Source organism: Mycolicibacterium setense, from assembly GCF_000805385.1.
GTDB classification, from domain to species: Bacteria; Actinomycetota; Actinomycetes; order Mycobacteriales; family Mycobacteriaceae; genus Mycobacterium; species Mycobacterium setense.
The window spans coordinates 36637-55594 of sequence record NZ_JTJW01000008.1 but is presented as its reverse complement, the minus strand read 5'-3'; the positions used below and the strand labels follow the sequence as shown (position 1 = coordinate 55594).

16 protein-coding genes are annotated in these 18958 nt (G+C 65.0%); 11 read left to right on the top strand and 5 right to left on the bottom strand.

Annotation, left to right across the window (positions count from 1 at the left end; all coding sequences use genetic code 11):
• The first annotated feature begins 34 nt into the window (after positions 1-34).
• From QQ25_RS18625 to QQ25_RS18615, 3 genes are all read left to right on the top strand, one after another.
• Positions 35-925: a HamA C-terminal domain-containing protein gene (locus QQ25_RS18625; protein WP_082017603.1), complete on the top strand. Its 891-nt coding sequence runs from the start codon at positions 35-37 to the stop codon at positions 923-925.
• Positions 901-3078: a DEAD/DEAH box helicase gene (locus tag QQ25_RS18620; protein WP_052235912.1), complete on the top strand. Its 2178-nt coding sequence runs from the start codon at positions 901-903 to the stop codon at positions 3076-3078. Before QQ25_RS18625 ends, QQ25_RS18620 begins: the two co-directional genes overlap by 25 nt.
• Before the next feature lie 133 nt (positions 3079-3211).
• Complete coding sequence (locus QQ25_RS18615; protein ID WP_039380367.1) at positions 3212-4060, top strand: acyl-CoA thioesterase; 849 nt, start codon at positions 3212-3214, stop codon at positions 4058-4060.
• Between the two features lies 1 nt (position 4061).
• Here QQ25_RS18615 and QQ25_RS18610 read toward each other — a convergent pair whose 3' ends face one another.
• The gene (locus QQ25_RS18610; RefSeq protein ID WP_039380365.1) at positions 4062-5600 is read right to left on the bottom strand and encodes a glycosyltransferase family 39 protein; all 1539 of its coding nucleotides are present in this window, start codon (positions 5598-5600) and stop codon (positions 4062-4064) included.
• Between the two features lie 368 nt (positions 5601-5968).
• On the opposite strand from QQ25_RS18610, the gene QQ25_RS18605 reads away from it, so the two are divergent.
• A complete protein-coding gene (locus tag QQ25_RS18605) occupies positions 5969-6412 on the top strand; it encodes a universal stress protein (RefSeq protein ID WP_003884746.1) in 444 nt (147 codons plus the stop codon).
• Between the two features lie 19 nt (positions 6413-6431).
• On the opposite strand, the gene QQ25_RS18600 is transcribed toward QQ25_RS18605, so the two are convergent.
• Positions 6432-7115, bottom strand: coding sequence for an MBL fold metallo-hydrolase (locus tag QQ25_RS18600; protein WP_039321317.1), 684 nt, complete (start codon positions 7113-7115; stop codon positions 6432-6434).
• Between the two features lie 73 nt (positions 7116-7188).
• Between QQ25_RS18600 and uvrA the strand changes: the two genes are divergently transcribed.
• Entirely contained in the window at positions 7189-10083 is a 2895-nt protein-coding gene (gene uvrA / locus QQ25_RS18595; RefSeq protein WP_039321315.1) for an excinuclease ABC subunit UvrA, read from the top strand.
• A 16-nt stretch (positions 10084-10099) separates the two neighbouring features.
• On the opposite strand, the gene QQ25_RS18590 is transcribed toward uvrA, so the two are convergent.
• Complete coding sequence (locus QQ25_RS18590; protein ID WP_039380363.1) at positions 10100-11269, bottom strand: winged helix DNA-binding domain-containing protein; 1170 nt, start codon at positions 11267-11269, stop codon at positions 10100-10102.
• A 3-nt stretch (positions 11270-11272) separates the two neighbouring features.
• Positions 11273-11638, bottom strand: coding sequence for a PspA/IM30 family protein (locus QQ25_RS18585; protein ID WP_234711939.1), 366 nt, complete (start codon positions 11636-11638; stop codon positions 11273-11275).
• A gap of 123 nt (positions 11639-11761) precedes the next feature.
• Between QQ25_RS18585 and QQ25_RS18580 the strand changes: the two genes are divergently transcribed.
• From QQ25_RS18580 to QQ25_RS18570, 3 genes are all read left to right on the top strand, one after another.
• Positions 11762-12250, top strand: a complete 489-nt coding sequence (locus QQ25_RS18580; RefSeq protein ID WP_039321603.1) for a lipoprotein LpqH — start codon at positions 11762-11764, stop codon at positions 12248-12250.
• A gap of 72 nt (positions 12251-12322) precedes the next feature.
• The gene (locus QQ25_RS18575) at positions 12323-14068 is read left to right on the top strand and encodes a hypothetical protein (protein ID WP_039380362.1); all 1746 of its coding nucleotides are present in this window, start codon (positions 12323-12325) and stop codon (positions 14066-14068) included.
• Entirely contained in the window at positions 14050-15273 is a 1224-nt protein-coding gene (locus tag QQ25_RS18570; RefSeq protein ID WP_039321308.1) for a CHAT domain-containing protein, read from the top strand. Before QQ25_RS18575 ends, QQ25_RS18570 begins: the two co-directional genes overlap by 19 nt.
• A gap of 1 nt (position 15274) precedes the next feature.
• On the opposite strand, the gene QQ25_RS18565 is transcribed toward QQ25_RS18570, so the two are convergent.
• The gene (locus QQ25_RS18565) at positions 15275-15718 is read right to left on the bottom strand and encodes a hypothetical protein (protein WP_039380360.1); all 444 of its coding nucleotides are present in this window, start codon (positions 15716-15718) and stop codon (positions 15275-15277) included.
• A gap of 61 nt (positions 15719-15779) precedes the next feature.
• Between QQ25_RS18565 and QQ25_RS18560 the strand changes: the two genes are divergently transcribed.
• From QQ25_RS18560 to QQ25_RS18550, 3 genes are all read left to right on the top strand, one after another.
• Complete coding sequence (locus QQ25_RS18560) at positions 15780-17126, top strand: hypothetical protein (protein WP_409370994.1); 1347 nt, start codon at positions 15780-15782, stop codon at positions 17124-17126.
• Positions 17123-18268 carry a hypothetical protein gene (locus QQ25_RS18555; RefSeq protein ID WP_039380358.1) on the top strand — a complete coding sequence of 382 codons (1146 nt, stop codon included), beginning with the start codon at positions 17123-17125 and terminating at the stop codon, positions 18266-18268. Before QQ25_RS18560 ends, QQ25_RS18555 begins: the two co-directional genes overlap by 4 nt.
• A gap of 101 nt (positions 18269-18369) precedes the next feature.
• A complete protein-coding gene (locus tag QQ25_RS18550) occupies positions 18370-18906 on the top strand; it encodes an AAA family ATPase (RefSeq protein ID WP_039380357.1) in 537 nt (178 codons plus the stop codon).
• Positions 18907-18958: the final 52 nt, after the last annotated feature.

Genomic DNA, 18958 nt, shown 5'->3' with positions numbered 1-18958 from the left:
ACGACTGGCGGAGGTCCTCTAAGGGGGGACTGCGTTGACAGAAGCGACCGAGGTGCTTCCGGAGTGCATTCTTGAAATTGTCATCGAAGAGCCTCACGAATCCGTCGCTCTACTCGGGGTTTGTGCAGGATTTGAAGACGGTGCTTGGCGTAGCTCTCAGCTGTCATATGATCTTGTTCAGTGGGCTCTGGACTGGATTCTCACGCCATCGGAACTGCAGGGCTTGGGTCGGGCCAACGCCGTCGACATGCTAGGGAAAGCCTTAAGTCGGATTTATTCAACGACTGACTACGAGAACCGCGGTGAAATTGGAGAACTTCTACTTCACATTATCTTGCGTCGATTTATGCTGAGCGAGAAGTTAATTTCGCGATTGTATTTCAAGGACGCGGCAAACGATACCGTCAAGGGGTTCGACGCGGTCCACATCGTGGAGAATAGCGATGACGAGTTGGAGTTCCAACTTTGGTTAGGAGAGTCGAAGTTTTACGTTGACAGCTCGGACGCAATGTATGCGGTCATGAGTGGCCTCAAAGAGCACTTGGAGGCAGATTACCTGCGCAGTGAGTTCGCGGCGATTGTCGATAAGATACCGCAGGACTGGAAGCATGAGCAAGCAGTCAAGAAGCTTCTCAATCGAACGATAAGTCTCGATTCTGTGTTCAAGCGAGTTGTGATTCCGGTATTTATTACATTTGACAGTGAAGTAACACAGAGTCACAATGCGTGGACGGCAGAATATATTGATGCCGTAAGGCAAGAACTATCGTTAAAGTGGGAGTCTTTTCTGGGGAGGATGGGAAGGATTGAACTACCTCGTACGATCAGGGTCCACCTGATTCTGCTTCCAATGGCTACAAAGAGGGATTTATTGGCCAGGTTCGATGAAAGGCTTAAGGCGTGGCAAGCGGTTACGAAGCCTTAGTTCAGCGGTTGCGGGGCGCAATCGGAAATCAATTCGACCTGCTTGCCGAGATTGCCGCATATTCCAACGAGAATCAGTCGAATTCATCTGCGACCGACTTGGTCATCCGCGCCCTTGACAGGGCGGCGGACTTCGGGCAGCACCGCGAGCTTTTGTGGGCGCTCGCAAGGGAGCACGGCCTTTTTCCATACCTGGTGAGCGAATACAACGGTACGGATGATGCTACTGAGATTCCCTTTCGCGACTTAGTGGCGTTCGAAATGCATCGTCCTGAAGCCATGGGTGACGTCGTCTTTCATCGAGTTCAAGCTCAAATATATCAGCGGTTGCGAAATGGAGAGAATGTAATCCTCTCCGCCCCTACAAGTTTTGGCAAGAGTTTGATAGTAGACTCTCTGATTTCTACGCTCAGCTATGACAATATTGTCTTGATAGTGCCGACCATTGCCCTTATTGACGAGACTCGGCGCCGGCTGAGCCGATTCCGCAGCTATAAACTCGTGACTCATCCTGGTCAGAGTTTCGCGAGCAAGAACTTATTTGTGATGACGCAAGAGCGGTTCTTAGCTATGGAAGAAATGCCGAGGATCGACTTCTTCTTTATAGACGAGTTTTACAAGTTGGCGGAAACTGAAGGCTCGAGGGGGCATGTACGCCTTAACGCGCGCGCCAGCCTTTTGAACCAGGCACTCCTCAAGCTCATGTCATCCGGGGCGCAGTATTACATGGCTGGACCCAGTATCAGCGCTGTTGACAGCCTATTGCCTAACGAAGTTCAAGCCGCTTTCTTCCGTACTGACTACTCCACGGTCGCGGCCGATACGATCCGCCATCGACCTACTAACGATGAGGAGCGCAGAGAGCTTCTGGCTCAGATACTCTCTGAATCGAGTGACCCGACGCTGATTTACTGTCAGAGTCCTGCCCGCGCGCGGAAGATTCTTTCGTGGATAGTTGAAGATATGCGCGCGAAACACACTAATGCCGAACTCGGGCGTGCTGCAGATTGGCTGAGAGCAAATTATTCTTTCGATTGGTCCTTGCCGGATGCTCTCGAAATTGGAGTCGGTTTGCACCATGGGCGCCTGCCTCGCTGGCTCTCGCAATATATGGTCGAAGCCTTCAACGACGGTGGCTTGAACATACTTATCTGTACAAACTCACTGATTGAAGGCGTTAATACTCGTGCGAAGCGTGTGATAATCGTAGACAAAAATATCGCGAGACGCGCGTACGATTATTTCACGTTCTCAAACATACGAGGCCGCGCTGGAAGAATGTTCAAACATTTCGTGGGCACAGTCCACCTCTTCCATTCAGAGCCGGCCGGTTCACTGCCTAATATCGATTTTCCGGGGCTGAGTCAAAGTGATCTCGCTCCCGACTCGTTACTAATCTCTGTTGATGAAAATGACAGGACGGATAGTAGTAACAATCGTTTGGCGGAAATCCTAAGCCAGGATCTTTTGGACGAATCGGTCCTCAGGGCAAATGTGGGAATTGATCCCCATATGCAACTGGCACTGGCTGAAAATCTGTCGCTCTGGTCGAGGTCAGATCAGGCTGAACTCGGCTGGTCGACCCCCTATCCTTCGTACGAGCAGGTAAGTCAACTAATCGACCTTATCTGGGAGTTTTTGGCGCCTTCGGGCCACACCGGTCATGGTGCCACATCTGCGCGGCAATTGACTTATTATGCCAGTCAGGCCGCTTTGGCAGACGGAGTCATGTTCTCCATCGTGCAGGCCTTTACCGGGTCGGACAGGGAATGGTGGCGCCCAAATGAAACGGTTGATGACAGGATTGAGCTGGCGTTTGACTTTTGTAGGTTTTGGCTTAGTCATAATTTGCCGACACTGATCGGAGTAGTTGATCGAATAGCGCGCGAGGTATTGGTGCGGAATGGCTTCGAGCCGTGCAATTATCAACCTTACGCTGCCCGCGTAGAATCAGGGTTTACATGGCCGTTCTTGTTGGCCGTGGAAGAGTATGGCTTACCAGCTGAAGTCACGCGACGGCTTCTGTCCCAGAAATCGCGCCCGGAGACATTTGATGCGATGCTTGCGGCGCTGAAAGAAATTGATGTAGCAGCCGATCCTCATCTTCATCCTTTTGAAGTTGAGTTGCTCGCTCGATTCAAAGCGTCCTTGTGAGGTAACCGGCGTGTTGCCTCGCTCTGCGACTGCGTCTGACCCATGTAGTGCAGCACTGGCTGCCGGTGAATGATGCCATCTGATACCCCGCTGCGAAGACCGGGCAACCGCATCGAATAATGCTGCGGTGCCCATGCTGCCTCTTGCCGACGTCCTGTCCACGCTCGAACTGGCGGAGTCCGGTGACGGCATTTTCGTCGCCGAGCAGCGGGACAACCCCAGCCATCACATCGTGGGCGGACATATCGCTGCCCAGGCTCTCATGGCGGCCAGTCGCACCGTCGACGGCAGATTGCCACACAGCCTGCACGTTTACCTGCTGCGGGCCGGTGATGCCAGGTACCCGGTGCAGATGGAGGTGAACAAACTGCGCGACGGCGGTTCGCTGTCCACCCGCCGGGTCATCGGCCGTCAGGGCGACGAGGTGTTGCTGGAAGCGCTCGTCTCGTTCAGCGTCCCCATGGACGCCGCGGACTACCAGCAAGACAGGCCCGCGGTGCCGGACCCCGAGACCCTGCCCCCGGTGGAGGAGCAATTGCGGGCGTTCGCCGATGAGGCCGGCGGATACTGGGTGCGCCCGCAGTGGATCGAGCGGCGTTACATCGACCCGCCTCCGCGGCTGGCGATCGACCTGCCGGAACCGCCGGAGCGCACCCGGATGTGGTGGCGCCCTGCCGCACCCGTCACCGACGATCCGATCATCAACAGCTGTCTGCTGACGTACTTTTCGGGCACCGCGTTGCTGGACACCACGGTGACGATGCGGCGTGCCACCCAGGTCACCGTCTTCTCGGCCTTGATCGACCTCGCCATCTGGTTCCACCGCCGGGCCGATCTGACGGATTGGGTTCTGTCCGACCAGGTTTCGCCCAGTGGCATCAACGGGCGCGGCCTGGCCAGTGCCACCGTCTACAACCGGTCAGGTGAACTCGCCTGCTCGGCGACCCAGGAGGTGTACTTCGGTCGCGCGCGCCGCGACTGATTCACCGGGTCGATTTGACCACCTGGGCGAAGTTGAACTGCCAGCGTTCGACGATGTGGAAGCCCATGCTTTCGGGTACTTGATAGGCCGGGGCGCGGTCCAACCGGGGCCCGGGCTGAAGGTGTGGGGCGCTCTGCCGGTTCGGCACCGAAGGGTCCCGTTCGGACACCGTCCACAAGACTGTGCATCGGCGCACCTGGTCGGCGACGCCCCAGATGCCGAGATGCTGGTCCCACAACCGATTCCGTTGTGGCGCCTGCGTGCCGCGACCGGGGTCGACAAGGTGGGCGTACGCGCCCGGACGGGCGGCGGTGATGGGCCGGATGGGGCCCGGCTTCCACGAGGTGGTGTTGTCGAAGATCACGCAGTCGCCGGGGGAGGAGTGCGCCGAGATGACGTCAGCGACCTGGCTGAAATCCATGCCTTCCTTGGCGTACGGACCGCGTTGCACCGTGATGTAGTTCGGCGTCGCGGCCAATGCGAACACCGCCAAGGCCGCGGTGATCCACTCCCGGCTGCGGGCCACCGCGACCACACAGACCGCGAGCAGCAGCGCCATTGCCGGTGTGGTGAAACAGAGGTAGCGCGGGTAGTAAAGCGGTTGGGAAACAGCCGAATACACCAAGAGTACGGCGGTCGGCGCGGCCACCCACGCCGCGGCGAGGAGGGCGAGCCGCCGCGTGCCGTCATCGGTCGGCCGTAGCCGTTTCACCAACAGGGGTGCGATGAGCACCGCGGCCGCCAGCAGCGCGAAGCTCAGGCTGTGGTCGAAGTACTGCTCCATGGCGACTTCGGCCACTGTGCGCAGGCTCAGCGGTGAGATCCAGCCCACCTGGAAGCTCTGCGAACGGCACCACGAGATGAAGGGAACCACGATGAGGACGGCGGCCGTGGTGACCGCAGCCCATCCTGCCCGGGTGCGGCGGCGGTCGCAGAGCATCGCGACGGCCAGGGCGTGCGGAATCACCATCAGCACCACGAAGATGTTCAGCACGGTCGAAACCACCAGTAGCGCACCGTATGACACCCACAGCGCGGTGCGGTCGCGCCGGATCGCGGCGACGAGAAGAACGGTCAGCCATACCGCCGCCAACGTCGACCACGAATAGGAACGGGCCTCGATACCGGCCCAGGTGATCCTCGGCAGGATCGCGAAAAGAACTCCCGCACAGACCGATACCGTCCGACTGCTGAACTGCCGGCCGAGTACGACCACTCCGCCTGCGGCACCTCCGACGGCGAGGCAGCTGGAGAACCGGGACCAGAACTCGGTCGCCGGGAAAACGGCGAACCAGCCGTGCATGCCGAGGTAGTACAGGCCGTGGACGGCGTCGATGTGGCCGATCAGGTCCCAGAGCTGGGAAACCGATCGGGTGGCCGCCGATATGGTGGCGGCCTCGTCGAACCACAGTGAGGGCCGGGCGGCCCCCGCTGCGCTCAGCACAATGGCGAACGCGGCCACCGCCAGAGCGTCGAGTCGGCTTTCTCGATCGACGCGCCGGTCCGCGCCATCGGCGCGCTCATTCAGCGATAGATCCACGTCAGCGACCGTGCCACCCCCTCAACCGATGCCAAAGATTAACCTGAGAGCTCCGACTCGCTCTCTCCGACAGTGCTATTGCCCAGCTGTTGCCCGCCGTGTCGACCGGCGCACGGATAGATGAGCTGGATCACTACGGCGGTGAATCGTCCTGGCGACAACCCGGATTCGCTCTGCGTCGACTACGTCACGGTCAGCACCGATTTTGTGGCTCCGAGGGTTAACATCAGGGCCGATACGCCGTTCCGGGACCGAAAAATGGGTTCAGTTGTCGGCTGTCCGAGTGGGTGTCGTGATTCGCCCCCCTGGTCAGCGGACGACGGGTTACTGTCTCGGGTGGCGTTGCAACTGACAGTGGGAGGGTATTGATGAGCGCGTATCGAACCGTGGTGGTCGGCACGGACGGATCTGATTCGTCGTTGCGTGCAGTCGACCGCGCCGGTCAGATTGCCGCCGGCTCGAATGCCAAGCTGATCGTGGCGACCGCCTACTTCCCCCAGAGCGAAGATCAGCGTGCCGCTGATGTGCTCAAGGACGAGGGCTACAAGATGGCCGGCAATGCGCCGATCTACGCGATCCTGCGCGAGGCGACCGACCGTGCGAAGGCTGCCGGCGCCACCGACATCGAGGAGCGGCCGGTTGTCGGCGCTCCGGTCGATGCGCTCGTGGAGCTGGCCGAGGACGTCAAGGCGGATCTTCTGGTGGTCGGCAACGTGGGCCTGAGCACCATTGCGGGTCGCCTGCTGGGCTCGGTGCCTGCGAACGTGGCGCGCCGGTCGAAGACCGACGTGCTCATCGTCCACACCAGCTGAGCCCGCACCGGCCGACTGTCTACCAACCGCGCTCGCGCCACTCTCCGAGGTGCGGACGTTCGGCGCCGAGCGTGGTGTCATCGCCGTGGCCGGGGTATACGACGGTCCGATCGTCGTAGACCTCGAACACCTTGGCGCTCACATCGCCCAGCAGCCGTTCGAAATCGCCGGGTTGCCAGGTTTTGCCCACACCCCCCGGAAACAGGCAGTCGCCGGTGAACAGGTGGGTCACTCCATCCGGGGACTTGAGCGCCAGCGCGACCGATCCCTCGGTGTGGCCCTGTAGGTGGATCACATCGAAGGTCAGATCACCGATCTGCACGGTGTCCCCGTCGGCCAGGATCCGGTCCGGGGTGACCGGCAGAGGTTCGGCGTCGAGTGCGTGCGCGGCCGTGGGTGCCCCGGTGACCTCTGCCACAGCTTCCAGCGCCTGCCAGTGGTCGAAATGCTGGTGACTGGTGACGATCAGCGACAGCTTGGGCGCGTGCTGCTTGATCAGGTCCAGCAGGACCTCGGCGTCGTTGGCGGCATCGATGAGCAGGGTGTCACCGGTGGATGTGCAGGTCACCAGGTAGGCGTTGTTGTCCATGGGTCCGACCGACACCTTGATGATCGAGGCGTTCGGCAGGGTGCGCCGGGCGGCGGTCCCGGGTTCCTGGTGACCGGTGTACGTATCGTCAACCGCGATGTGAGGGCTGGTCATAGCGCCACCGTATCGGGCTTGTCGGTGGCCGCACATAGCATGGGCGTGAAGTCTGTCGTTGGAAAGGAAACGCGTGGCTGACCGCCTTATCGTCAAGGGTGCCCGCGAGCACAATCTGCGAGGAGTCGACCTCGATCTGCCGCGCGATGCGCTGATCGTGTTCACCGGCCTGTCCGGGTCCGGGAAGTCCTCGCTGGCCTTCGACACGATCTTCGCCGAAGGGCAGCGCCGTTATGTCGAGTCGCTGTCGGCCTACGCCCGGCAGTTCCTCGGGCAGATGGACAAGCCCGACGTCGACTTCATCGAGGGCCTGTCGCCTGCGGTGTCCATCGATCAGAAGTCGACCAACCGCAACCCGCGGTCGACCGTGGGCACCATCACCGAGGTGTACGACTATCTGCGCCTGCTGTACGCCCGCGCGGGCACCCCGCACTGCCCGGTGTGTGGTGAGCGCATCGCCCGGCAGACCCCGCAGCAGATCGTCGACCAGGTGCTGGCCATGGACGAGGGCCTGCGGTTCCAGGTGCTGGCGCCCGTGGTCCGCACCCGCAAGGGTGAGTTCGTCGACCTGTTCGAGAAGCTCAACACCCAGGGCTACAGCCGTGTGCGGGTGGACGGCGTGGTGCATCCGCTGACCGACCCGCCCAAGCTGAAGAAGCAGGAAAAGCACGATATCGAGGTGGTGGTCGACCGGTTGACGGTCAAGGCCAGCTCCAAGCAGCGGCTCACCGATTCGGTGGAGACGGCGCTGAACCTCGCCGACGGCATCGTGGTGCTCGAGTTCGTCGACCGCGATGACGACCACCCGCACCGGGAACAACGCTTCTCCGAGAAGCTGGCTTGCCCTAACGGCCACCCGCTGGCCGTGGATGATCTTGAACCACGGTCGTTCTCGTTCAACTCGCCCTACGGTGCCTGCCCCGAGTGCACGGGCCTGGGTATCCGCAAAGAGGTCGACCCCGAACTGGTCGTGCCCGACCCGGAGCTGACGCTGGCCGGCGGGGCCATCGCGCCGTGGGCCATCGGCCAGAGCGCCGAGTACTTCACCCGGATGCTGTCCGGGCTGGGGGATCAACTCGGTTTCGACATCGACACCCCGTGGAAGAAGCTGCCTGCCAAGGCGCGCAAGGCGATCCTGGAAGGCTCCGATCACCAGGTCCACGTCCGCTACAAGAACCGTTACGGCCGCACCCGGTCGTACTACGCCGATTTCGAGGGCGTGATGGCGTTCCTGCAGCGCCGGATGGAGCAGACCGACTCGGAGCAGATGAAGGAACGCTACGAGGGTTTCATGCGCGACATCCCGTGCCCGGAATGCAACGGCACGCGCCTCAAGCCCGAGATCCTGGCGGTCACCATGGCCGCGGGGGAGTTCGGCGACAAATCCATCGCGCAGGTCGCGGAGCTGTCCATCGCGGACTGCGCCGAGTTCCTCAACGCGCTGACACTGGGCCATCGCGAGCAGGCCATCGCCGGTCAGGTACTGAAGGAGATCCAGTCGCGGCTCGGGTTCCTGCTCGATGTCGGCCTCGACTACCTGTCACTGTCGCGGGCTGCCGCCACGCTGTCCGGTGGTGAGGCCCAACGTATCCGGCTTGCCACCCAGATCGGTTCCGGCCTGGTCGGTGTGCTCTACGTGCTCGACGAGCCGTCCATCGGCCTGCATCAGCGCGACAACCGCAGGCTGATCGACACGCTCGTGCGCTTGCGCGACCTCGGCAACACACTGATCGTCGTCGAGCATGATCTGGACACCATCGCGCACGCCGACTGGGTGGTCGACATCGGTCCGGCTGCGGGTGAGCACGGTGGCCGGATCGTGCACAGCGGCACCTATCAGGATCTGCTGACCAACCCCGAATCCATCACCGGCGCTTACCTTTCCGGTAAAGAGAGCATCGAGGTGCCGGCCATCCGGCGGCCCACCGACAAGCGCCGTCAGGTCACCGTCGTCGGCGCCCGGGAGAACAACCTCAGGGAGATCGACGTCGCGTTCCCGCTCGGGGTGCTCACCTCGGTCACCGGGGTGTCCGGCTCGGGCAAGTCGACCCTGGTCAACGACATCCTGGCCTCGGTGATGGCCAACAAGCTCAACGGCGCGCGGCAGGTGCCCGGCAGGCACACCCGGGTCAACGGGCTCGACCAGCTGGACAAGCTGGTTCGCGTCGACCAGTCGCCGATCGGTCGCACGCCGCGGTCCAACCCGGCCACCTACACCGGCGTGTTCGACAAGATCCGGTCGTTGTTCGCCGCCACCACCGAGGCCAAGGTCCGCGGCTACCAGCCCGGCCGGTTCTCGTTCAACGTCAAGGGCGGCCGGTGTGAGGCCTGCTCGGGTGACGGCACCATCAAGATCGAGATGAACTTCCTGCCCGACGTCTATGTGCCGTGTGAGGTGTGCCAGGGTGCCCGGTACAACCGGGAAACCCTCGAGGTGCACTACAAGGGCAAGACCATCGCCGAGGTCCTCGATCTGTCCATCGAGGAGGCCGCCGAGTTCTTCGAGCCGATCAGCTCGATCCACCGCTACCTCAAGACCCTCGTCGACGTCGGCCTGGGTTACGTGCGGTTGGGGCAGCCGGCGCCGACACTGTCCGGTGGTGAGGCGCAACGCGTCAAGCTGGCCGCCGAGTTGCAGAAGCGCTCGACCGGGCGCACCGTGTACATCCTCGACGAGCCGACGACGGGTCTGCACTTCGAGGACATCCGCAAGTTGCTCAAGGTGATCAACGGCCTTGTCGACAAAGGCAATACGGTGATCGTCATCGAGCACAACCTCGACGTGATCAAGACTTCGGACTGGATCGTGGACATGGGTCCCGAGGGTGGTGCCGGCGGTGGCACGGTCGTCGCGCAGGGCACACCCGAGGACGTCGCCGCCAATCCCGACAGCTACACCGGCCAGTTCCTTGCCGAGCTCATCGATGTGCCCGCACCGAAACCCAAGCGGCGCAAGGTCAGCGCTTAGATCTCGGCCGGCGCCGTCAGCGCTTGGAAAGCGGCGAGGGGAACCGGGGTTTGGTGCGCACCCCGGCCAGCCAGTCGGTCAGCGCGTCAGCGCGCTCCTGCAACGCGCGGGTGCCGTCGCGGCCGATCTCTTCCAGCAGGTGCAGCTCGATGCGGCCGTCGGCACCGTGGCCCCAACCGCCCACGATCCGGCCGTTCCACCATGCGGTGGGCCCGCCGTTGCCGTTGGTGTCGAACACCTGACGGCGGTGATCGCCCAGGTACCACTCGCGGTCGAACCAGCCCATGGTGGTGACATCGAGACCGGGCAGCAGCGCCGCCCACGGCTCGGGTTCGGGCTCGACCTCCAGATCCTCTGGCAGCACATAAGCCACGGTGTCGGGGGCATCTTCCAAGCTGACCTCGACCGCACCGACATCGCGCAACGCGTGGCGTGCCCACGTCAGGGTGTTGCCGAACCACCATTTGACGTCGGTGACGGTGGCCGGGCCGAACGTCTGCAGCCAGGTCCGTACCAGTTCGGCGCGGGCGTGCTCGGGTTCGGCGGGCAACGGTGAGGCGCCCAGCCACTCGGAGGTGACCGTCCACCGTGGCCGCGACGTGGTCCAGCTGCCGTCGTTGGGGCCGCGCACGATCTCACCGCGCACTCCAAGGACAGTGAGAATCCTTGGGGAAAGCGGTGTTTGGCCACCCCAGCGTTTTCCGGGCGCCGGATCGTAACTGCCGGCGAGTTCGGGCAGTGCGCTGCGCAATTGGGCCGCGGGCGTAGGTCCATGTTGGTGCAGATACGCCAGCACCGCCTCGCAGGCGGTGGCGAGCCACTGGGCTCCGTCGGCGGCCACACCGGCCTTCTCCACGTCGCCGACGAGTTTGCGCTCCTCGTTGCCGGCGACCCGGTCGCTTGCCCCCGCCTGCACGAGCGGCAGGTCCTCGGTGCGCACGATCCACAGCGTGCGGCGCATCGCGAGGTGTTTCAGCACCGTGCGCCGCTGGTAGAGCTCCTTGTCCAGGTCATCCATGGTGAAGGCGGGCAGCCGCGCCCACAGGGACAGGTAGGGCGTCGACGGATCAGTGGCGTGCAGGCCGACGAATGCGCCCGCGGTGTCGACGACCGAGGACGCCGGTCGGCACAGGAAATGGCGCCGGGCCAGCCGGGCTCGGCGCTCGGCGAGTGTGAACGATCGCACGGGTCAGGCGTCGTCCCGCTTGTCCATGGACTCACGGATCTGCTGCAAGCGCTCGGCTGCCGCCTTCTGGCGCTTCTCGTACTGCTCCTCGATGGAGCGGCCCTCAGGTGTCTCGGCGTCCAGTTCAGACGCCCCGAGCGCGGTGCCGTAGCGGGTCTCGATCTTCTCGCGGACCGCATCGAAGGTCGGCACCCCGGCGGGGGTGTAGCCCGGGTCGGCCGGCCCGGAAACCGGTCCCGGGACAGGCCCCGGCAGAGAACCCGCGGCCGGCGGTGCGGGAACCACCTCGCCCTCGATGGCGGCGGAATCCTCGGCTGTGCCGGTTTCTTCGGCTTCTTCGGATCGGTCCGGCTGCGATGGGTCCGTCATGTACCCCACGTTACCTGCGGGAACCGACGGTTCTTGGGATCGGTAGCCCAACGCCCCGCCAAGACTTCAGGACACGACGGAGCCATCGGGGCAACGTGGAACGAAGGGGAACATCCAATGACCATCAATCGAGTTATCGCAGGTGCCATGGGACTGCTCGCCACCGGCGCGGTGCTGGTCGGCTGCTCGAACGACAAGGCGGCCGACAAGCCCGCGGACAAGCCGGCGGCGGCCGAGACCAAGGTGAGCTCGGGGAGCAACACCCAGGTCAAAGTCGATGGATCGGACCTGGCCGGACTCGACCTCAACTCGGTCACGTGTGTGAAGCAGGGCGGCAAGATCAACGTGGCCAGCGCCGCGATCGGCGGTCAGCAGGGCCTGGGCGTGGTGATGACCGACGAGGCCACGCCGAAGGTCGAATCGCTGGGTCTGGTCTACGACGGAAGCGCCCTGGCGGTGAGTGAGGGCATGGGCGTCAAGGTCGGCTCTGCCGAGGTCAAGGTCGACGGCGACACCTACACGATCACCGGTGAGGCGTCGGGCGCCGACATGAAGAACCCGATGGCCGGGATGATCAACAAGCCGTTCACCATCACGGTGTCGTGCAGCTGATCTCCCGACATGGCGGGTGTGCCCGGCAGACCATTTGCCGGGCACGCCCGCCGCTTTCTATATGGTGCACAGGTGACCATCGCCGGCGATCTCGACCGCGCCCGTCAGCTGACGCTGGCTGCCGACGAGACTGCCGCGCGCGATGTGCTGGTGTCCCTGCTGCCCCTGATCGAGCAGGCCGACCGCGACGACTACGCACTCGAAGTGTTCGCCCAACTCGGTGAGATCTACCTGGTGCGCACCGCGTATGAGGGTGTGGTGGAAAGCATTTCGCGCATCCGCGACTGTCTGTCGATCTACGTCGCGATCCGGGCCGGACAACGCCCTGACCTTGCCGCGCAGGTCACCATGTCCGATTCCGAGATCGATCACATGATCTGCCGGTACTCCCGTCGTGTCGCATTCCTCGAGGCGGGGCTCGCCGCGGCCCGCGGCGATCATGACGATGCCGCAGCTCATCTGGAGGCCCTGATCGAAACCTCAGGGGACTTCGACGATTTGCGGACCGAACATCGTAACCTGATCTGCCACACCAGGATTCTGATCGCGAGCAGCCTGTGCGACGACGACCTGTATGCCGCATCGGTGCCGGTGTGGGCCGAGGTGCTCGACGTGCTGCAGAATGCGGGGCCCGGAGCGGACGACGCAGAGACCGATCACCTTTTCGTCACCGGAGCGCTCGGCTACGGCCGGTTCTGCATCGAGTCCGGTCGCCTCGACGAGGCCGAACCATGGCTGCGCCGCGCCGGGGCCCGGGCGCAGGCCCGTGACTGGAAACTCGCCACCGCCCGCGCCCAGCTCGAGCGGGGGGCCGCGGCCTGGTCGGCCGGTCAGTACTCCGACACCCAGGACCTGGTGACGGAGGCCTACCCGGTGATCGCCGAGCATGCCCGCGCCCATGACGTATCCCGGAGCTGGCTGTACTTCGGACTGATCCGGGTGGGACTGGGCAGGTTGCGGGAGGCCGACGAATGCTGGGAGCACGCCGAGCGGCATTGGCGCGAAATTGACCGACCCTTGCATATTCACCGAATTCTGTTGCAACGGAGTTGGATAGCTCTGTTCCGCGGCGCCTTCGACGAGGCAATCGCGATGGTGGACGAGGCCAGGAGCCTGCTGGATGCCTCGGCGCGAAGCAGTTGGTTGCAGTACGCGCGGTTGGATGCGCACCTGGGCAACATCTGGCGCGCCGACGCACTGGCGGGGATGGGCTTCGACGGTTTGGGCAAACCGGGGCAGAGTTGGGAACAGGTCGAGGCTCGGCATGCCGCAGGCTCCGGCACGTTCAACTGCCGCCCGGGTAGTCGCAGGTACCGCCGCGGGATGGCCAAGCTCGATCGGGCCGCCGACCTGAAGGTCCCGGCGGCGCTGGCCGTTGATTCGGTGCGATACACGATCACCGACGCGGGAGCCAGGGCCCGGTGGGCCAACAGCGTTGCGGCGCCCTTGATGGCGGGAGCGTTCGCGGTGGCCTGGGAATCGGACAATACCGAGCTGACCTGTGAGCTGATCGAATATCACAGCGCACGAGGAACTTTCAGCACAGATCGAGCCGATGAGTCGAGCCCGGCCGCCGACTGGACCGAAACCGCCACGGCCGTCGTGCCCGTCGAGGCCGAACTCGCGCCGCAGCTCGCCGTCGCGGCCGCCGCGGAGCCGCTCGGCGGTGAAGGAGCGCTGACCAGGCTCGGACCGCTGCCCGAACTGCGGATGGACCCGACTTCGGGGCCGATCATGAGCCACTACCGGCAACTGGCACAGCAGCGGTACGGCCGGGACGTCACCGCGCCGGGCGCGGAATGGACGACGTGGCCGTGACCGAAACCTTGGTGATGCGGTTCGCCGACGTCGGCATCGCGACCTATGTCAGCCTGCGGGTGGTCGGCGCGCCGGAGCGCTCGGTCACCTGGGTGATAGAGGAACCGCACATGCAGGCGGTGGAGGCCGCGCTCAACCCGGCGCTGCCGGATCCGATGGACACCGAAACACCCGCCCAGGCAATTGAACGGGCCGTCACGTCAGGCGCATTCGCCACGCCGGATGCCGAACTCGAACTGGCCCGACTGCTGGGCTCGCATCTGATCGGCATCGCCGGCTGGCAGCTGCTGGCCGATTGCGTTGCCGACATCCGGCCGGTGCTGTTCGTGACGCCGAGCCCACGGCTGGCCCGGGTGCCCTGGGGGCAGCTCGCGATGCCCGGCCCCGACAGCTTCCGCCTGATGGAGTTGGTCGACGTGCTGATGGCCGCGCCGCCCAACATCGTTCACGCGCCGCGTAGGCCCGCCCGCTGGCAGGACCGCGCCGGGCGCCCGCCGGTGCTGGTGCTGGATCCCCGAATCCCCGGGCAGCGGCCGGATTCGGCGCTGGGCTCGGTGCTGGGCCGTCCGTCGCCGCAGATGCCGTTGTCGGAGCACTTCGGTGAGCTGGTGGCCGGACACGCCGTCCTGCCGAAGGTCGACGAGGCCGTCGAGCTGTTCCGCCGCACCGACACCGACCGGCGCTGGTTGGCCGACGCGTGCGCGCAGGACCCGAGCCGGCTGCTCTACGTCGGGCATGCCAGTGCCGCCGACGGTGCTGCCGGGCACGCCGACCGTGCCGCCCTGCATCTGGCCGAAGACCGGCCGCTCAGCGCGGGGGAGATGATCGCGGCTCAGCTGCCGATCCCGCCCCGAGTCGCGTTGCTGGCGTGTGCCTCCGGCGGCGACTACCGGTTCGACGAAGCGGCCGGCTTGGTCGCGGCGATGATTCTGGGCGGCGCTCAAGCGGTGACGGCGACCTTGTGGTCGCTGCCGACGACTGCCGGGTTCCGTCAGTTCAGCCCTGCGGACGTGGATGCGAGCCTTGCGGATCCCATGGCGGACACCATCGTCGGGGTCGATCTGGCGCATCGCGCCGACGACGCGGGCCGGGCGGTGAACCGCTGGCAGCGGGCCACGATGCGGCGGTGGCGCGACGGCGACCGCACCGCCACCCCGTTGCACTGGGCGGCGCTGGCCACGTTCACCGTCGACGGCGCCCGTTGAATCAAGCCGGGGACACGCACACCGCGACGGTGCTCTCGTCACCGGGCCGGTAGTAGGCCTCGATCACGTTGCCGGGCGTCACTTTCGCCAGGGCTGTCGCCGGTACGAGCGCGCGCTGGCGTACCGGAAACTGACCTCCACCGCGGCGGCTGACCATCAGGTCGAGCTCGACCTCGCGGCAGTCCTCACGGATCGCACCGGTGGCGCGCATACCGGTGATGATGCCGCGTGACCGGGTTCCGGTTCGGATCAGCGCCACCTGGGCGCCGGTCAGCAATCCCTTGCGCACCAGCATGTGATCGAATTCGGCCACCAGTTCGCCCAGGGTGACCAGACGCTCGTCGGCCTCATCGTTGGGCCGCGGGCATCTGGCCCGACGCGCGGCGGTCAGCGCGGCGCCGGCGCCCATCAGGCACAGGACGGTGAGGAGCACGGCGTCGGTCATGTGCCCAGGGTCCTGCCGGGTGTCGGCTACCGAACCCAACTTCGGCTCTATCCTGGTGCCCGTGAGCATCGGGTCTGAAACAGCCGGCGCTGCGGCAGGCCCCAATGCGGGCGTGAAGGCGGCGGCGCAGCAGCCGCGCCGCGCCGTGATCGACCGGGCGTGGCGCGCGCTCGGTCCCGGCGTCGAGGTGTTCAGCGGCGACGACGGTGGGCCGCTGCGCCGGACGGTCAAACGGATCATCGACCCCCTGGTGCTCCGGCTGCGCAGCAACACCCATTTCTCGGCGCCGGTCCTGGCTCCCGATGTCGCGGCCGAGTTGCACGAGCAGGTGGTGCGTAACGGGCCACACCTGCGCGCCGCCGCGGCCTGGTTCACCGAGCTCAAACAGCAGCGCCGGCGGCTGCGCATCACGACCGGCAATGCCCAGGAGCTGTACTTCCCGGCATGTTTCGAGCTCGCGGTGACGCGAGGCGCCCCGGCGTCCGACCGGGCAGAGGTCGCGGCCGAGGTGCTTGCCGACCTGCATGAAGGCCGTGACCGCACGGCGGTCGAGGCGCTCACCGCGTACGTGGCCGAGCCGCAGGTCGTCGAGCGGTTGGGGCGCCAACTCGAGCGCAGCTGGGACGATGTTGTCGCGTCCGACGCGATCACCGGCCCGTTCTTCGCCGGGCTGGCCACAGTGCTGGGGCCGGCCGAGAGTCACCGCGCCGAGGCGGCCCGGCAGCGGGTGTGGTCGGCTTTGGTGGCCGACGCGACCCCGTACAACCTGGGTGCCCTGGCCCGCCGGGCCGAGTCCGGGCTGCCATGGTCGATCGTCGATATCGGGCTGAGTTCGGTTCTGCCGCAACAAGCCCCGGCGATCAGCGGGCCGGGGGACGGGGACCGTCCGCTGGACCGCAGCGTGGTGGACCGGGTGCGGGGGACATTGCGCCGGGCCATGGACCGCGATGAACTGCCAGATCTGCCGCTGCTGTGCGCCGAGGAGGTGGACAGGGCCTGCGCGCCGTGGGGGTTGCTCGCCGAGGACAAACAGGCCGGGCTCCTCGCCGGCATCGAGGTGGCCACCGACCTGCGTCCGCTCGATGCGGCAGCGTCGGGACGCTACCAACTGTCGGCACGTATCCAGGCCCGGCTGGCCAAGGAGGCCTATGTGCTGCATGCCCGCCGTTACCTGGCGGCCGGTACGGCAGTGCACCCGCGTCAGCGGCAGGTCATCGACGATCTCGGCGTGTTCGCGCGGCCATATCTGAGCCGGTTGTGGGCGCGGTTGCACGGCCGCGACGTGTGGCAGGAGTCCTGCGGGGAAATCGACGAGTTTCGCTCCTTGCTCGAAGGGGTGGCCCGATCGGTCAGTCTGGATCACCGGCAGCGGATCAAAACGATGCTGGAAGTTCAGGTGGCACAGTGAAATTGGGGGACGACGCCGGACTGTGGAGCACCGGCACGCTGGTCGACGGTGCACCCCTGGTGGCGGTGCTCGAGGTAAGCGGTGCCGTGCTGTCGTGGGTGGTCGACGGGGACGCCGCACCGACGATCACCTTCACCGATCCGGAACGCGCGGATTGGCTGTGGCAGGTGCTCGGCGAGGCCGGCCATGTCGCGGTTCTGGAGGCGCTGCGCCACCACGAACCCGGGCAACCGCTCGACGTACCAGGCGTGGGCCTCCTGCCCGGCTCGACGGATACGTTGCGCCGTTTGGCGATCGGACACTGGCTACGACGTTGGTGGCCGGCCAGCGACCGGGACGGCATCGCGGCGCTGGATCGTGCCGTGCTCGACGCGGAAGTCGCGCTGCTGACCCAGGCAGCCGACGACTACTTCACCGATGACACCTTCGACTCCGACGTGGCGGGACTGCTGGCGCCGCACCTGGACGCGCTCGATTCCATTGCCGGGCAAGGTGATCCGCGGGTCAGGGAATTGGTGCAGAGGTGCCGGGAATTGGCCGGCGAGATCGGTTTGGACTGGCCGGAACACGTCAGCGCGGTGGCTCGGCGTGAAGACTACGCACTCGCGGCCGGGGCCGGCGGACCGAACACGACCGGCCAGATCGCCGGTGGATCGGCGAGCGTGAACTGGTCGGCGGTGCCGCCCGGAGTGTTCGATGCTGCCGAGGACACCATCGCGTGGTCGGTCACCGCAGCTGGTGAGGGGACGGACGCGGTGGTGCAGGTGGCGCTCGCAGGTGCGGATTCGCCGTCGGGCATCGACGTGGAACTGCACGGTGGCGGCTGCGCCGGCTACGGCGCCCTCGACGCCACGGGGCGCGCCGTACTGCCGTTGCGCGATCCAGATGGCGTGCCGCTCAGCGAAACCCGGGCCTGGAATCTGGATTGGTCACACACCACGGTGCGGGTCGGAGCTGCCGGCGCCGCCGAGTCCGCGACGGACCGCGACCGGGCGCGATCGTTCGCGCGGTCCCGGCTCGCCGCGGCGGTGTCCGATTCGCGGCCCGCCGCGGTGTCCGATTCGCGGCCCGCCGCGGTGTCCGATTCGCGGCCCGCCGCGGCCTTCCTCGCCGAGATACTCGCGGCCGAATCCGACTACTGAGCAGAGCCGCCGAGAAACTCCGTTGCGAGCTCCTCCCGGAGCACCGAAGAATCGGGTAGCAAGCGCGTCATCGACGCCGGTGGAACATGGGAAGGGTTCGTATGAGCGATGTCATCATCGTGTCCGGCTCCCCGGGTTCCGGTAAAACGACGATCGCGCGAAATCTGGCTCTTCGGTACGCCCGAGCGGTGCACCTGCACACCGATGATTTCTGGCATGCCATCGTCAGCGGTGCGATCCCTCCTTATCTGCCGGAGTCTGATCGACAGAACCAGACCGTCGTCGGTGTGATCGCAGCCGCGGCCTTCGGCTACGCGGCAGGTGGCTACACGACCATCGTCGACGGGATCGTCGGACCGTGGATGCTTCACCACTACCGGCAGGTCAGCCGTGAGCATCCTGACATCACGGTCCATTACGTGGTGCTTCGTCCCGACCGGCGGACCGCACTCAAGCGTGCTCAGGAGCGCACAGAACCGGGAGTGCTCACCGACGAACAGCCGATACTGGCTCTCTGGGACCAATTCACCGATTTGGGCCCCTACTCGCCGAATGCGATCGACACCACCGACCTCGACATCTCCGAAACCGTCGAAGCCGTGCACCGAGCAGTCACCGCTGGGACCTATACGACCTGACTGGTGCCCAACGAGGTCCACGGGTCAAGCGGTGCACAGGTTTTCGTATGCA

Excerpts from the sequence above, each read along its gene's own strand:
- QQ25_RS18605 (WP_003884746.1), top strand. The coding sequence starts at position 5,969 with ATGAGCGCGTATCGAACCGTGGTGGTCGGCACGGACGGATCTGATTCG.
- QQ25_RS18615 (WP_039380367.1), top strand. The coding sequence starts at position 3,212 with ATGCTGCCTCTTGCCGACGTCCTGTCCACGCTCGAACTGGCGGAGTCC.
- QQ25_RS18585 (WP_234711939.1), bottom strand. The coding sequence starts at position 11,638 with ATGACGGACCCATCGCAGCCGGACCGATCCGAAGAAGCCGAAGAAACC.
- QQ25_RS18550 (WP_039380357.1), top strand. The coding sequence starts at position 18,370 with ATGAGCGATGTCATCATCGTGTCCGGCTCCCCGGGTTCCGGTAAAACG.
- QQ25_RS18570 (WP_039321308.1), top strand. The coding sequence starts at position 14,050 with ATGGACGACGTGGCCGTGACCGAAACCTTGGTGATGCGGTTCGCCGAC.
- QQ25_RS18600 (WP_039321317.1), bottom strand. The coding sequence starts at position 7,115 with ATGACCAGCCCTCACATCGCGGTTGACGATACGTACACCGGTCACCAG.
- QQ25_RS18565 (WP_039380360.1), bottom strand. The coding sequence starts at position 15,718 with ATGACCGACGCCGTGCTCCTCACCGTCCTGTGCCTGATGGGCGCCGGC.